Origin of the sequence: Novosphingobium sp. ZW T3_23 (genome assembly GCF_044987305.1) — a bacterium.
In the GTDB taxonomy this organism is placed as follows: Bacteria; Pseudomonadota; Alphaproteobacteria; order Sphingomonadales; family Sphingomonadaceae; genus Novosphingobium.
The window spans coordinates 1-14,742 of the sequence record NZ_JBJDRF010000051.1; the positions used below are offsets into that span (position 1 = coordinate 1).

The window sequence follows — 14,742 nt, forward strand, 5'->3', positions numbered from 1 at the left end:
CGGTGGTTTCGGGCACCGGATCGGCCGGCTTTGCCGCCGGAGCAGGCGGTTCGATCGGGACCGGATGCGCGGAAGGCTGCGGGATCAGCAGTTTCGGCGGTTCCGGTTGCGGCTCGCGCTCTGCCCGGCTTGCCTTCCGTTCGACCTGACGCGGCCCCTCCGGCACTTCCTCGACAGGCTCGGGCGGGGCGGCCAATGGCTGCGTCGTGACGATCAGCGCTTCGGCCGGGGTGACCATCGGCTGCACCGCCTGCCAGGTGACGACGAGACCTGACAGGATGGCCAGCACCACCCCGCCTGTCCCCGCCAGTCCGAACAGCCGGGAGCGCCAGTCGAGAGGTCGGTCGCTGTAGCGACGGTCCAGTGAGGCCTGCGGATAGATCGGCTGCGAAGTCAGGTCCGGCGCGATCCGCCTGACGGGGTTCGATACCGCGTTCGGTGGCGGGGAACGCAGGACGATCTCTCCCGGAACGGCATCGTCGTAGTCATGCAGCGCCTCATGCCTCATGCGTTTCTGTTCCCTTGGACTTGGGTTCCGGGCGTCGCACGATCCAGGCGGCCCAGAACAGCAGGAAGGCGCCCAGCCCGATGGCCAGCGGCAGGCCGGGCCTGACATGCAGGAAGAACACCCCATAGCCAAAGCTCATGCCAAGGCAGGCCAGCATCTTGGCATGGCGCGGCACGGCGCGGTTTTCCCTCCACGCTCTGAGGCTGGGGCCGAACCGGGGGTGACCGATCAGCCATGCCTCCAGCCGGGGAGAGGAGCGTGCGAAGCAGGGCAGCGCGAGCAGCAGGAAATCGGTGGTGGGCAACAAGGGCACGAGAATGCCGAGGAAGCCCACGCCCACCAGCAGGAGCCCGAGCGAGAGCCAGGCCGCGCGTCGCACGCGGCCCGGCGTTGCCCGATCGTGGCGCGATTCAGGCGATGTAGCCATCGATCAGCGCCTGTACCCGCGCAAAAGCCGCCAGTGCTCCCGCCGCGACGCGCGGTTCGTCGGCCTTGTCGAGTGGGGCTGCATCGAGGGCGGTGATGAAGCTGCGCCAGTGCGGCGCGGGGCCTTCGGGCGGAGGAGACAGATGGCGGGCGCCGTGCCCGTCCGAGAGGCCGATCTTCGCCGCTTCCTTGCGGAGCAGCGCCGCGCCCATGTTCGAGCCTTCCGCGACATAGAGCCAGCCCAGCGCCGTCGGCACGTCGATCGTCGTTCCCGAAAAATGCGCGGGCTGATCCGCGGTGGGCAAGGCGATGCAAAGGTCGGCAAGATCGATTTCGATCAGGCCCAGCCGCTGGCGGTCCGCCAGACCGGGCAGCAGGGCCTTAAGCGAGGGCGCGTCGTAGAGCGCGGCGATGTCGCGGTGGAACAGGTACTGCATCTTCAGGAACCCGATGTAGCTTTCCACGGTCGCGAAGGACGCCGCCGACATGATCGAGCGGTCGACGCCTTCGTGGGTTTCCCGGGTCAGCGCCTTCAGGCGTGCGGCGCGGGATGGAACGACGAGTGTGTTCATCGCCGGAGTGTTCATGGCCGAAGTGGTCATAGTTCGCCCTTTCGATCTGTCAGAAATTGAAGGTCACGCCGCCGCGGATCGTCCGGCCGGGAGACGCCATGAGGCCCAGCGTCAGGGCGTCCATGTAGTACTTGTCCAGAAGGTTGTCGGCGGTCAGTTCGAAGCGCACGTTGTCGTTCAACTTGAAGCGCGCCGATGCGTCCACCAGGGTGTACGGGTTCCATTCGATAACCTCGATGGCGCCCGGCACGGCGATGGATTCCGACGGGCGCCGTCCGGTGTAGGTCACGCGGGCGAAGAGGTTGAGCCGCTCCTGCATGAGGTTCAGCTCTACCGAGCCGCCACCGGCCCATTCGGGGGGGACGTGGTTGCGGCCATAGCTGCCCCGGAAGCCGCCGTTGCATTCGTAGACGGCGGGCAGGGGGCGCGTGCTGGTGCCCTTGAGCACCCAGTCGCAGTATTCCGCCTTGCTGTAGTGCGTCGCGAAAAGCGAAAGGCTGGCCGGACCGGCACGATATTCGAAGGTACCCTCATAGCCCTTGAAGCGGGCCATATCGATATTGCGGATGGCTTCGTCGGGATCGGCGAAGGTCGATCCGACGCCGCGCGTGATGTAGTTCTTGGCCTCGTTGTTGAAGTAGGCCAGCTTCATGCGCACCGCGTCGCCGGCCCAGAACAGGCCGTCTTTCGACACGTTCACGCCGAACTCCCAGTTGCGCGCGCGCTCCGGCTTGATCTCGTCGATCGGATTGGCGGAAAAACCGGTGGTTACCTCGAACAGCGAGGGGAGCCGCAGCGCTTCGCCGTAACGGGCGTAGACCTGGAGCCAGGAACGCGGGATCATGGTGATCGCGAAGATCGGCGCCCAGCCGCCCGCTTTCTGGTTCAGGTGATAGTAGTCGCTCCAGGTCTTATCGAGCGGATAGTAGCGGCGCGAGAGCTTGCGGTCGTGCGACTGGAACGTGGTGTAGCGCAGTGCGCCGTTGAACTTCAGGAACGACACCGGCAGGTATTCGGCATCGCCGAACGCGCTCCATTCCCGTCGCCAGCCGTCGCGCGAGGAACTGCCGAGCTTGGCGCCGGGGATGGCGAAGGTATCCTCGTGGCTGAACGATCCGCCCAGGTTGACGGTGAGATCGCCCCAGGGGCCGTTCACCAGCGAGCGGTTGCTGATGTCCACGCCGTGGCGATGGGTGCGGCCGTCATAGGGCTCGATGTATTTCAGGTCCGGCGAGATGCTGGAAAAGTCGTAGGCGGTGCGGATGCGGTTATCCAGCTCTGTCCGCGAGGCGTTGATCTTCAGTTCGATCAGGTCGCTTTCCGGCTTCCACTTGTAGCGGGCAGTATAAGTATCGACATCGACGCGGCTCATCGGTGCCTGCAGGGCGCCGTCGCCGCGAATGATGGACGAAGGCATGGCCTCGCCGAACCAGCTCTGGAACTTCATGTAGGCCAGTTCGATGGCATGGCCATCCGCCGGGCGCACTGTCGCCTTGGCCAGGAACGAGAGGTTCTCGGACGAGGTGTTCAGCACTTCCTCGCCCGCGCGGAAGCGGTTGAGGCCCGATGATCGGTAGCCGACGGTGGTGTAATAGACCTCTCTCCCCCTCGGGAGGACCGTGGTCGACTGCGTGTAGGTGAGGTGCGGGGCATTGCCGTTCTCCCCCGCGAAGTAGTTGCCGGTATTGCGATAGGTCACGGCGCCGAGCAGATCGATCCAGTCCCACGACTGTGCCACCGCGATGCTGCCGTTGGCGTCGGTAGGCTTGATCCATGAAGGACGTTCCAGCCCACGCGGATTGCCCAGTTCGTTCACGCTTTCGAAGTCCGGCACCGTTTGCAGCGGGCCGCAATCGTAGTTGCAGCCGGTCTTGTACTTTCCAAGCATCGAGGCCCGCAGGCCGCCCTGCGTATAAGGCTCGGGCGCGCTGCGCGTATTGGTGTTGAAGCCGCCCCGCACGCGCACGCCGAAGGTCTTGCCGGGCAGCAGGATGTCCTGCACGCCGATGGTGCGCATCGACACCACGCCGCCGATGCTCCCCACGCCTTCCACCCCGGACGTGGGGCCTTTCAGCACTTCGACACCGCCGATCATGTCGGGATCGACGTAGGAGCGCGAGGCGACGCCGGAGTAGCCACGATAGACGGTCGTGGCCTGCTGGCTGCCGTCGATCACCACGGGGACGCGGCCCACGCCCTGCATGCCTCTGATGTTGATGTCGAGCGCGCCGGAATTGCGGGCATCGCCCGAGAGTACGCCGGGGGTGCCGCGAAACATGTCGCTGGGCTGGAAGCCGCGGTTGCGCTCCAGTTCGTCGCGGGTGATGTAGCTGGACGACTGGGGCGAGACATAGGCAAGGTCGCCCGTGTCGGAACCGTCACCGAAACTGGCGCCCCCTTTCGAGCCACCCCCGCCGCCTGCGGCCCCGCGTCCGCCGCCTACCCGCAAGGTGCCAAGCTGAACGGTTCCGGCCGCCGCCTGCGGGGCGCGGTCCAGCGTGTAAGTACGCGGTCCGGTCTGGCGGAACGCTAGGCCACTGCCCGCCAGTAGCCGCGAAAGCGCCTCGGCAGGGGAGAAACTGCCCTCCAGGCCCGCCGAGCGTCGGCCTTGGGTGAGGGAGGCATCATAGAGAATCTGCGTACCGCTCTGCTCCGCCAGACTGTTCAGCGCATCGGCGAGCGTTCCGGCCGGGATGGCATAGCCCCGCGCGGTCTGCGCGGCGGCCGGGGCGATGCCTGTCAAAGCCAGCGCCGCCATGCTGGCGCCGGTCATGAGCACAGCGCCGAGGATGGGGCGCATCAGTGCGGCCGGAAGTGGTCTGTCGTTCGAATTCACCGGAAACAATCCCCCTGAGGTAAAGTTCGAGGATTTTTTGCTAATGCGAATTATCCTCAGTAACTTCGACGTTCCGATGTGCGGTTTGGAAACCCGGCGGAGCGATTTTTTCGATCCGCCTCTGGATCGGGCCGGATAGTCAGCCGTGGATGATGATCAGGCGATCGGTCAGGCGTGTGGTGCGCAGTCCCAGCGTGCGTTCGATCACGTCGATCGCGCCGGCGGGATCGCGGAGATCGAAAGTGCCGCTGACCGGACGTTTCGCGATCCCGGCGCCCAGCACGCCGATATAGCCGCGATGATAGCGCGCCAGTTCCGCGATCACTTCGCCCAGCGGCCGATTGACGACGCGGATGCGGCCGCGAGTCCAGGCATCGAAGTTGGCGACGACGATCGGATGCGCGGCGCCCATGCCGCCGTCATCATAGCGAAGCGCCTCGCCTTCGCGGACTATGGCGGAACGTGGGCCACTGGCGACGCGGACGCTGTGCTCGCTCACCGCGACTTGCGTTTCCCCTCCCAGTTGCCGGACGATGAACCGCGTGCCCAGCGCCGTGGTGGAGCCGGAACCGGCCGATACGGTGAAGGGATGCGCCGGGTCCGGCGCCACCTGGAAGGCCGCTTCGCCCCGCAGCAGCGTTACGCGGCGGCCGCTCCTGTCGAAGCTGATGGCGGTGCCGGTGTCGAGCATGGCTTGCGAGCCGTCCGGCAATGTCATCTGCCGAAATTCGCCCGTGCCGGTCATGGCGTCGGCTTGCAGGCGGATCGGAATGTCGGCGGCGAAGACGAGCAGCAAGGCGATACCCGCCGCCACGGCACTGCCTGCCCAGCGTGACCGGGGTGCCTTTCGGGCCGAGCGCCACTGCGACGCGATCTTGCGATAGGCTTCGCGTCGGGCGGGCCTGGGGCCGATCGGCGGCGGCGCCAGATCGACGCCGTCCATCGATGCCCAGATCGTCTCGGCCCGCGCGAAAGCCGCGACATGGGCGGGATCGGCATCCAGCCATTGGCCGAGGCGCGCCTCTTCGGCGGCCGACCATTCGCCGGTTTCGCGTGCCGCGAACCACCGGGCCGCCGCGCGGTTGACGTCTTTCGGATCGGGTGTCGAGCGTTCCACGTTCATCGTTTCTTCGTGAAGGAAGCCATGTCTGCCCTTTCAAGCCTCTCATCCTGCATGACGAGCGACCCCAAAAAATGGAAACCGGCGAAAATGGAACCGGGAACGGCGAGTTCATTCATCGTCGGTCATCCGGTCAAGGCAATGCTCCATGGCCTGGGCGATGTAGCGCGTGACCATCTGCCTGCTGATGCCGATACGATCGGCGATCTCGCTGGCGGAAAGGTTCTCGATCCGGCGCAGACGCACGATCTCGCGGCAGCGGGGCGACAGTTCCGCAATGCCGTCCTGCAATCGCTGCAAGGCTTCGCGGCCCATCAGTTGTCGGTCTGCAAGCGGGGTGTCGTCGGCGATGTCCTCGGGTAACGGACCGTGGTCGAAAATGCCGTGAAGGCGCCGGTCGCTGCGTGCCTGATCGCGCGCCAGGTTGGCGGCCAGGCGGAACAGGTAGGCCCGCTTGTTCAGGATCGGCGGGTGATCGTCTACCCGCTGCACGCGCAGCCAGAGGCTTTGCGTCACGTCTTCCGCGGCCGCAACGTCGCCAACGATACGCCGCACGAGCCGCATCAGCGAAGAGTGCTCGTTCAGCAGAAGTCGTGTAAGGTCGCGGGCATTGACGGACATGCGGCGCGACTAACGTAGATGCGAATAACTCGCAATAGCATAAGCTGCAACGGCGTAAACGGCACAGCTATCTTCGGAAAAATCGCGGTCTTTCGGATCAAAGCGCCTGGGTCGGATTTTCAGGGCGGTGCCATCTTGCGCCCGTTCGGAAAAGAATCGTAACGAACCAGCTAATCAACGGCGATGGCCGCTCCCTATGTCTCGGCCCGTTCGGCAATCAACCAGGAGAAATTCAATGGCGACATCGAGCAGCGTTTTTTCCGCTCAGCCCAGCCCCGACGAAGCGTTTCAGCGTCTGGTCGACGGCAACAATGCATTCGTCGCTGATAAGCCTCTTGATTCAGACATTTCGCGCGAGCGCAGGCTTACGCTGGCCGAAGGGCAACAGCCTTTCGCGACCCTCGTCGGATGCTCGGACTCCCGCGTGGGGCCGGAGCAGCTGTTCGGGGCTGGCCTGGGCGAACTGTTCATCGTGCGCACCGCTGGCAACAATGTCGACGCTGCCGGCATGGGATCGATCGAATACTCGGTGGCCGTGCTGAAAGTGCCGCTGATCGTCGTGCTCGGTCACGAAAAGTGCGGCGCCGTGGGCGCGGCTGCCGATGTGGTGACGAAGGACGTACGTTTCCCCGGCAGCATCGGCCGCATGGTCGAGCCGATCATCCCGGCAGTCCTGGCGGCGCAGCGCAAAGTCGGTGCCGACCAACTGGTCGAATCCGCCATCGAGGAAAACGTTCGTCGCATGGTCGAAAGGCTGCAGACCTATTCGGAGCCGATGCTCATCGAGCCGCAGGAGCGTGGCGAACTGAAGGTCGTGGGCGCGGTCTATGAACTCGCTACCGGGTGCGTTCGCTGGTTGTGACGTCCAACGGTTTGCCGCCGCGTAACTGCGGTGGCGAGCTTTTGTAATGTCTTGGGGGCGGTGCCAACCGCCCCCTTTTCGCGTCAGGCCCTCAGGTGGATGCGGCCGTATCCCTGGCCTTGAGGGCGAAGATGCCGACGGCGCCGAAGCAGAGCAGCGGCAGGGCCATGGCGGCACGAAGGTCCAGCCATTCGCTCACCAGGCCCATCAGCGGCGGGAACACCGCGCCGCCGATGATGGCCATGATGATTAGCGAGGAACCGAGCGCGGTACCCTCGCCCAGGTCGCGAATGCCCAGCGCGAAGATCGTCGGGAACATGATCGACATAAAGATGCTGGTCAGCGCCAGGGCCGCGATCGCGCCGCTTCCCGGCAGGACCATGGCCAGCAGGACGAGAACCATGTTGGCGGCCGCGAAAGTGCCCAGCAGCCGTGTCGGCCGGATCCGCTGCATCAGCGCGGCTCCGGCGAAGCGCCCGATCATGAACAGCAGCAGGCTGGCCGAAAGAAGATAGGCGGCGGTCCGTTCCGGGGTCTGCGGCGCGATATGCTTCACGAAGTCGACGAAGTAGCTCCAGATCCCCACTTGCGCGCCGACATAGAAGAACTGGGCGACCACGGCCGCGCGCAGCTGGCGGTGACCAAGAGCGCTCTTGAGCGATCCCGAACCCGCCCCGCTTCCGCGTGAAACGTTCGGCAGGCGAACGAAGGCGAGTGCCACGCCCAGCACGGCCACGAACAGCGCCAGGCAGAGGTAGGGCGATTGCACCATGGCCGCTTCCGACATGCGGTAGCGGCGCAGTTGCTCGGCGGACATGAGTGCGATGTCACGCGAGCTGTGCTCCACCCCCGAGAATATGAAAAGGCCGCCGACGATCGGGGCGACCACGGCGCCGAGGCCGTTGAAGGCCTGGGCCAGGGTGAGCCGCTGGGACGCGCGGTTGGGGTCGCCGAAACGGGCGATCAGGGGATTTGCGGCGGTTTCCAGGAACGCGGCGCCGGAAGCCAGTACGAAAAGTGCGAAAAGGAAGCCATCGTAGCGGCGCAGTTCGGCGGCGGGATAGAACAGCAGTGCACCTGCGGCGTAGAGCGCAAACCCGATCAGCAGGCCGGCGCGATATCCGAAGCGGCGCAGCAGCAGCCCGGCGGGCAGGGCCCAGAAGAAATAGGCCAGGTAAAACACGAACTGGATGAAGCCTGCCTCTCCGCGAGAGAGCGCCAGGGCTTTCTGGAACTGGCGGATCAGGATGTCATTGAGGTTGTTCGCCAGAGCCCAGGCGAAGAAGGCGCAAGTGACGAGCGCAAACCCAGCAAGATAGCCCGGTGTCACGAAGCGCCCGCTGCCCTGTGGCGGACATCCCGGCGGGCATTCTGATTCCTCGCTTGCAATCGCCTCGCCCAGCGTCGCGGGCGGCATCGTCATGGCCATACGCATCTCTCTCCCATGCGCATTCTGTTGCGGCAGGGCGGGAAAGACAATGTTCGAGACATTATCGGTTGCGCCTCTGCCGATGGCTTGATAGTTTTCACATATCAAATGAACTGTCAAATACGATAGCGCCGAACAAAACGGCGCCGAGCAAGACAGCAAGGGGATGAGATGAAAGGCCGCGTCGACGCGCATCAGCATTTCTGGGCCTATTCTCCCGACGAGTTCGGCTGGATCGCTCCAGATTCGGTGCTCGCGCGCAATCATGGACCGCAGGATCTGTTTCCCCTGTTGGCAGCGGAGGGAATGGCCGGGACGGTCGCCGTGCAGGCGCGGCAAACCGAAGCGGAGACCCGTTGGCTGTTGCAAATGGCCGATGAGCATCCCTGGATCGTCGGCGTCGTCGGCTGGATCGACTTGCGCGCACCGGACCTCGACATGCGTCTGCGCGCATTGGCCCATCACCCGAAGCTGTCGGGTTTCCGCCATGTCGTGCAGGATGAGCCGGACCCCCGCTTCCTGCTGGATGCTGCGTTTCAGCGCGGCGTTCGGGCGGTGCTCGCGGCGGGGCTGGTCTACGAACTGCTCGTCCGCGCGCCGCAACTGGATCACGTTCCCGCGTTCCTCGACGCGCTGGGAGAGGCTCCCGAGGCGGCCGGCAGGATCGTCATCGACCACGGCGCCAAGCCCGCCATCGTCGCGGGCGAATGGGAACCATGGGCCGGGCGAATCGCCGCGATCGCGCGTCGCTATCCGGTGACCTGCAAGCTGTCCGGCCTGGTGACGGAGGCGGATCACCAGACGTGGCGGGAAGACGAAGTCCGGCGTTACATGCAGCACCTGCTCGATTGCTTCGGGCCGGAGCGGCTGATGTTCGGCTCCGACTGGCCGGTGTGCCTGCTCGCAGCGTCCTATGAGCGCGTCCACGATCTGGCGCGGCGTTTTCTGGAGCCGCTCGCGGAACATGAGCGGGAAGCGATCATGGGCGGCAATGCGCGGCGGATCTACGCGCGCGCGCCAGGTCGGATCGACATTCAGTCCATGCGCGGAGCGGCGTGATCGCGATGTTGCACCACCCATTTCGTGCATACGGTATAAGGGAGCAGTGATGAGACTTGCGGGGAAGAAGGCGGTGGTCACGGCTGCCGCTGCCGGGATCGGCCGTGCCATTGCCGAGCGGTTCATGGCGGAAGGCGCCGAAGTCCAGGCGGTGGACCGGGATGCGGCCGGGCTTGCCACGCTGACCGGCGCGACGGCGCATGTCGTGGACCTCACCGACCGGGACGCGATCGTCGCGCTGGCGGCGGCCACCGGCGATTGCGACGTGCTGGTGAACTGTGCCGGGATCGTCTTCCCCGGTACGCTGCTGGACTGCACCGAGGAGCAATGGGCGGCCTCTCTGGACCTCAATGCAACGGCCATGTTTCGGCTTATCAAGGCCTATCTGCCGGGCATGGTGGCTCGCCGGTCGGGATCGATCGTGAACATATCCTCGGTGGCTTCCTCGCTCATCGGCGTGCGCAACCGCTTCGCCTATGGAGCGAGCAAGGCGGCGGTTATCGGCCTTACGAAGTCTGTAGCGGCCGATTTCGTCGGTGATGGCGTGCGCTGCAATGCGATCTGCCCCGGCACCGTCGAAAGCCCTTCGCTGCGTGCCCGCATGCAGGTGCAGGCGCAGGCGGACGGGACCAGCTTCGAGGATACCCGCGCGACATTCGCCGCACGGCAGCCGGTCGGCCGCCTGGGCCGCCCTGAAGAGATCGCGGCACTCGCGCTCTACCTCGCGTCGGACGAAAGCGCCTTCACCACGGGGACCACGGCCGTGATCGACGGGGGATGGACGGTAGAATGACACGCATAACCGCCCTGCGGACAGCCGATATCCGCTTTCCCACCAGTCTGGCGCTGGACGGGTCCGATGCGATGAACCCGGACCCGGACTATTCCGCCGCCTATGTCGTACTGGAAACCGATGCGGGGCTGGAAGGGCACGGGCTGACCTTCACCATCGGCCGGGGCAACGAGATCTGCGTCGCCGCTATCGAGGCCCTTCGGCCACTGGTGGTGGGCCTCGATCTCGACTGGATACGGCAGGATTCCGCGCGCTTCTGGCGCCATGTCACGGGCGACAGCCAGTTGCGCTGGATCGGTCCCGACAAGGGCGCCATGCACCTGGCGACGGGAGCGGTGGTCAATGCCGTGTGGGATCTCTGGGCCAAGGCGGAAGGCAAGCCCGTCTGGCAATTGGTGGCGGACATGAGCCCCGAAGAGATCGTGGGCTGCATCGATTTCCGCTACATCACCGATTGCATAACGCCCGAGGAAGCGCTCGCTCTGCTGACCGCGGGCGCCGAAGGCAAGGCGGAGCGGCGGGAACGGCTGCTGGAGGCGGGCTATCCCTGCTACACGACCTCGGCGGGCTGGCTCGGTTATTCGGACGAAAAGCTGCATCGGCTGGCCCGCGAGGCGGTGGACGCGGGGTTCCGCCACGTGAAGCTCAAGGTCGGCCGGGATCTGGAAGACGATATCCGCCGCCTGCGCATCGCGCGTGAGGCGGTCGGCCCGGACTGCCGGCTGATGATCGATGCGAACCAGATCTGGGAAACCGGACAGGCGATCGACTGGGTAAAGGCTCTGGCCTTCGCGGAGCCCTGGTTTATCGAGGAGCCCACCAGTCCGGACGACGTGGAGGCGCACCGCACCATTCGCCAGGCCATCCACCCGATCCGCGTGGCGACGGGCGAGATGTGCCAGAATCGCATCCTCTTCAAGCAGTTCATCATGCGCGGCGCGATCGACGTGGTGCAGATCGACAGTTGCCGGATCGGCGGCGTCAACGAAATCCTGGCCGTTCTGCTGATGGCGGCCAAACATGGCCTTCCGGTGTGCCCCCATGCGGGGGGCGTGGGCCTGTGCGAATATGTCCAGCACTTGTCGATGATCGACTATCTGTGCTTTTCAGGGACGATGGAGGATCGTGTCGTCGAATATGTGGATCATCTGCACGAACATTTCGTGGATCCCTGCGTGATCCGCGACGCGGCCTACATGCCGCCTCAGCGGCCCGGGTTTTCGATCGAGATGAAGCCGCAATCCATAGCGCAGTATCGGGTGGATTGATGGACCTGGGATTGGCAGGCAAGGTCGTGATCGTCACGGGGGGCGGAGCCGGCATCGGCGGCGCCGTCTCGCTGGGCCTGGCCGCGGAAGGGGCGATCCCCGCGATCCTCGGGCGCAGTCCACTGCTGGACGGATTCGAGGCGGAGATCCGCGCCTTGCAGCCCGAAACGATCTTCGTGCAGGTGGACGTGACCGACGACGAGGCCTGTCGCCATGCCGTGGACCGGATTGCCAAGATCGGACGGGGCATTCACGGCCTCGTCAACAATGCCGGAGCGAACGACGGTGTCGGCCTGGAGGCCGGGACGGCGGCGTTCATGGCTTCTGTCCAGGCCAACCTCGCGCATTACTACGGCATGGTGCATCATTGCCTGCCGCATTTGCGCGCGAGCCGGGGCGCCATCGTCAATATCTCGTCGAAGACGGCGGTGACGGGGCAGGGCAACACCAGCGGTTATGTGGCGGCAAAGGCGGCGCAACTGGGCCTCACGCGCGAATGGGCGGCGGCGCTGCTGGACGACGGCGTGCGCGTCAATGCCGTGCTGCCGGCGGAAGTGATGACCCCGCTCTATGCCCGCTGGATAGCGAGTTTCGACGATCCCAAGGCCAAGTTGGACGAGATCGCCGGCCGTATCCCCCTGGGGCGCCGGATGACCACCGATCGGGAGGTTGCCGATACGGTGCTGTTCCTTCTTTCCGAACGGTCGAGCCACACCACCGGGCAATGGATATTCCCGGATGGCGGCTACACACACCTGGACCGCATGCTGTCCTGAGCGAGCGGCCTAGACTCTGGTAATTCTGTGAAGGAGAATATCGCGTGAAGTTGCTCAGGTTTGGCGAAGTGGGCCAGGAAAAGCCCGGCGTGCTCGATGGAGAAGGCCGCATTCGCGATCTTTCGGCACACATCGACGACATCGCCGGAGAAACGCTGACGGCAGAGGGGCTCGCCCGGCTGCGCGCCCTCGATCTGTCGGCGCTGCCGCTGGTGGATGGCGACACCCGTCTCGGCCCCTGCGTCGGCCGGATCGGCAAGTTCGTCTGCATCGGCCTGAACTACCGCGACCATGCGGCCGAAAGCGGCATGGCGATTCCCGCCGAACCGGTGGTCTTCAACAAGTGGACCAGCGCGGTCTGCGGCCCGAACGACGATGTGGTGCAACCGCGCGGTTCGGACCGGTTGGACTGGGAAGTCGAACTCGGCGTGGTGATCGGCAAGGCCGGTTCCTACATCGACGAGGCCGACGCCCTCGACCACGTGGCAGGCTATTGCGTGGTCCACGACGTCAGCGAGCGCAGCTTCCAGTTCGATCGCGGCGGCACGTGGGACAAGGGCAAGGGCTGCGACACGTTCGGCCCGACCGGCCCCTGGCTGGTTACCGCCGACGAAGTGCCCGGCATCGCCGCAGCGCGCCTCTGGCTGGAAGTGGACGGCGAGCGCCATCAGGACGGCACCACGGCGGACATGATCTTCACCGTGCCGCAGATCATCGCCCATCTCTCTCAGTTCATGAGCCTGCAACCGGGCGACGTGATCTCGACCGGCACGCCTGCGGGCGTGGGCTTGGGCCTCAAGCCGCCGCGCTTCCTGCAACCCGGCAACGAAGTCCGTCTCGGCATCGAGGGATTAGGCGAGCAGCGGCAGCGCATCGTCGCCGCGAAGTAAAGGCGCCGGCGCGGCCTTCCAGGGTCGCGCCGACCCCTTCGATGGCGGATGCTCGGCGAGTGTCCGGCAACCTGATCTTATATATAAAACCGATTGCATCGTCGTTGGGGCGATGGCTCACGGCGCGGCGGGACGTCGGTTGCGGAGGTATATATCGTGGTCTATGGCCGTGTGATGGGCCCACCCGATGCCAAAGTGGAGCGCGGCGAAGCCTCCGGCAAGCGCGCCTACTCCGCCCCCGCTCTTGAAAAGGGCATCGAGATTCTGGAGCTTTTCGCGAAAGATCCCGGCGGCCTCACCATAAGCGAAATTGCCCAGCGGCTTGAACGTTCGATCAGCGAGGTGTTCCGCATCATCATCGTGATGGAGCGGCTCGCCTGGTTGCGCAAGGATCCGACGAACGATCGCTACACCGTATCCTATCGCGTCCTCGACGTCGCCTTTCGGGCGACGCCGGCGCATACGCTGAGCAATGTCGCGGCGCCGATCATGCATCAGTTGTCCATCGATACGAATCAGTCCTGCCATCTCGTGGTGCGGACAGGCGCGCATGCGACGGTGATCCATCGGCAGGAGAGCATCGGGCCGGTGGGGTTCGGCATTCGCCTGGGCACCGTGGTGGACATCATGACCAGTTGCTCCGGCCATGTCCTGCTCGCCTTCACGGCGCCGGAGCGGCGTGCAGCTATGCTGCGGGAGCTGCCAGGAACCGGCGATAGAGCGCTGAAGGATCTGGAGAAACGGCTGGAGGCGGTGCGCCTGCAAGGCTACGAGATGCAGCCGAGCACGCGCGCGGCCGGGGTCACCGATATCAGCTTTCCGATCTTCGGTTTCGACGGCCATGTCAGCGCGGCGATAACCGTGCCGTTTCTCGTCACGATCGACGGATCGCAGAAGACCGATCTCGACCGTACCCGGCAGATGCTGGGCGAGGGGGCCGAGCGCATTTCCGAGGGACTTGGCTGGGTAGCTCCCGCGCCGGAATGACGGCGTCGCCTTGCGATCGGGCACGGTCTTATTGCGTTTCGGCGAAGGTTTCAGCCGTCCCGGTCCGTTCAGCCCCGATGACGTCCTCTGCCGCGACGGCTGCCGAGGCGGCGGCGTTTTCCACCCAGGTTGCCTGCGGATCATCCTCCTCCACGACGGCGAAGTCCGCACCGATTGCCTCCGGACTTTCGTAAGTGTCTTCGGAATAAGAGTAGCTCTCCGCATCGCCCGTTGACAGGGTGTAGTCCTCGATGGCCTGCGGCGCGGCGGAGCTTACTTCATTCGCAGGCGATGCGTCGAAAAAGCTCGCGGCGGGCCCCGGGTCATAGCGGATGGCGTCATAGGCCTCGGCGCTGGAAGAGCCGCTCAGTACCGGTGCGGATGAAGTCGGGGCTTTTATGCGCGTAGGTACGGCCTGCGCAACGAAGAAGCCGAAGCCGATCGCGGCCAGCGCGGCGATCGACGCCTTGATGGGGTTGCGCACCGCTTGCCTCCGGACGACTTCCAGGAATCCTGAAACGTTCGTGCCGGCCATGCCGTTCCTTGCGATCTTTACCGCCCGCCGGAAGGCACCTGTTTAATCTGACAGGCGGGG

At 65.2% G+C, this 14,742-nt stretch carries 14 protein-coding genes and 1 pseudogene; 7 read left to right on the forward strand and 8 right to left on the reverse strand.

The genetic code is table 11. The annotated features are described in order from the left end of the window. The 6 genes and pseudogenes from ACI3K3_RS20150 to ACI3K3_RS20175 form a co-directional block, all read right to left on the reverse strand. A pseudogene (locus ACI3K3_RS20150) lies at positions 1–508 on the reverse strand (hypothetical protein); the annotation flags it as partial. Then, a complete protein-coding gene (locus ACI3K3_RS20155; protein WP_404916935.1) occupies positions 498–935 on the reverse strand; it encodes a YbaN family protein in 438 nt (145 codons plus the stop codon). The pseudogene ACI3K3_RS20150 and the gene ACI3K3_RS20155, both read right to left, overlap by 11 nt. Next, positions 919–1,536, reverse strand: coding sequence for a biliverdin-producing heme oxygenase (locus ACI3K3_RS20160; protein WP_404916937.1), 618 nt, complete (start codon positions 1,534–1,536; stop codon positions 919–921). Before ACI3K3_RS20160 ends, ACI3K3_RS20155 begins: the two co-directional genes overlap by 17 nt. A 19-nt stretch (positions 1,537–1,555) precedes the next feature. After that, positions 1,556–4,306, reverse strand: a complete 2,751-nt coding sequence (locus ACI3K3_RS20165; RefSeq protein WP_404916939.1) for a TonB-dependent receptor domain-containing protein — start codon at positions 4,304–4,306, stop codon at positions 1,556–1,558. A gap of 175 nt (positions 4,307–4,481) precedes the next feature. Then, on the reverse strand, positions 4,482–5,465 hold the full coding sequence (locus tag ACI3K3_RS20170; RefSeq protein WP_404916941.1) for a FecR family protein: 984 nt from the start codon (positions 5,463–5,465) through the stop codon (positions 4,482–4,484). A gap of 108 nt (positions 5,466–5,573) precedes the next feature. Next, a complete protein-coding gene (locus tag ACI3K3_RS20175) occupies positions 5,574–6,083 on the reverse strand; it encodes an RNA polymerase sigma factor (protein ID WP_404916943.1) in 510 nt (169 codons plus the stop codon). Between the two features lie 235 nt (positions 6,084–6,318). Here ACI3K3_RS20175 and ACI3K3_RS20180 point away from each other — a divergent pair, with 235 nt between their 5' ends. Continuing rightward, the gene (locus tag ACI3K3_RS20180; protein ID WP_404916945.1) at positions 6,319–6,945 is read left to right on the forward strand and encodes a carbonic anhydrase; all 627 of its coding nucleotides are present in this window, start codon (positions 6,319–6,321) and stop codon (positions 6,943–6,945) included. 91 nt (positions 6,946–7,036) lie between these two features. Here the strand turns inward: ACI3K3_RS20180 and fucP are convergent, their stop codons facing one another. After that, positions 7,037–8,374, reverse strand: a complete 1,338-nt coding sequence (gene fucP, locus ACI3K3_RS20185; protein WP_404916947.1) for an L-fucose:H+ symporter permease — start codon at positions 8,372–8,374, stop codon at positions 7,037–7,039. A 171-nt stretch (positions 8,375–8,545) separates the two neighbouring features. Here fucP and ACI3K3_RS20190 point away from each other — a divergent pair, with 171 nt between their 5' ends. From ACI3K3_RS20190 to ACI3K3_RS20215, 6 genes are all read left to right on the forward strand, one after another. Beyond that, positions 8,546–9,433, forward strand: coding sequence for an amidohydrolase family protein (locus ACI3K3_RS20190; RefSeq protein WP_404916949.1), 888 nt, complete (start codon positions 8,546–8,548; stop codon positions 9,431–9,433). Between the two features lie 49 nt (positions 9,434–9,482). After that, entirely contained in the window at positions 9,483–10,226 is a 744-nt protein-coding gene (locus ACI3K3_RS20195; protein WP_404916951.1) for an SDR family oxidoreductase, read from the forward strand. Next, positions 10,223–11,494: an L-fuconate dehydratase gene (locus ACI3K3_RS20200; RefSeq protein WP_404916953.1), complete on the forward strand. Its 1,272-nt coding sequence runs from the start codon at positions 10,223–10,225 to the stop codon at positions 11,492–11,494. Before ACI3K3_RS20195 ends, ACI3K3_RS20200 begins: the two co-directional genes overlap by 4 nt. Next, the gene (locus ACI3K3_RS20205; RefSeq protein WP_404916955.1) at positions 11,494–12,270 is read left to right on the forward strand and encodes an SDR family oxidoreductase; all 777 of its coding nucleotides are present in this window, start codon (positions 11,494–11,496) and stop codon (positions 12,268–12,270) included. The genes ACI3K3_RS20200 and ACI3K3_RS20205 overlap by 1 nt, the downstream gene beginning before the upstream one ends. A gap of 44 nt (positions 12,271–12,314) precedes the next feature. Next, positions 12,315–13,160: a fumarylacetoacetate hydrolase family protein gene (locus tag ACI3K3_RS20210; RefSeq protein WP_404916957.1), complete on the forward strand. Its 846-nt coding sequence runs from the start codon at positions 12,315–12,317 to the stop codon at positions 13,158–13,160. A gap of 174 nt (positions 13,161–13,334) precedes the next feature. Further along, positions 13,335–14,147, forward strand: coding sequence for an IclR family transcriptional regulator (locus ACI3K3_RS20215; protein ID WP_404916959.1), 813 nt, complete (start codon positions 13,335–13,337; stop codon positions 14,145–14,147). Between the two features lie 28 nt (positions 14,148–14,175). Here the strand turns inward: ACI3K3_RS20215 and ACI3K3_RS20220 are convergent, their stop codons facing one another. After that, complete coding sequence (locus tag ACI3K3_RS20220) at positions 14,176–14,682, reverse strand: hypothetical protein (protein ID WP_404916961.1); 507 nt, start codon at positions 14,680–14,682, stop codon at positions 14,176–14,178. Positions 14,683–14,742: the final 60 nt, after the last annotated feature.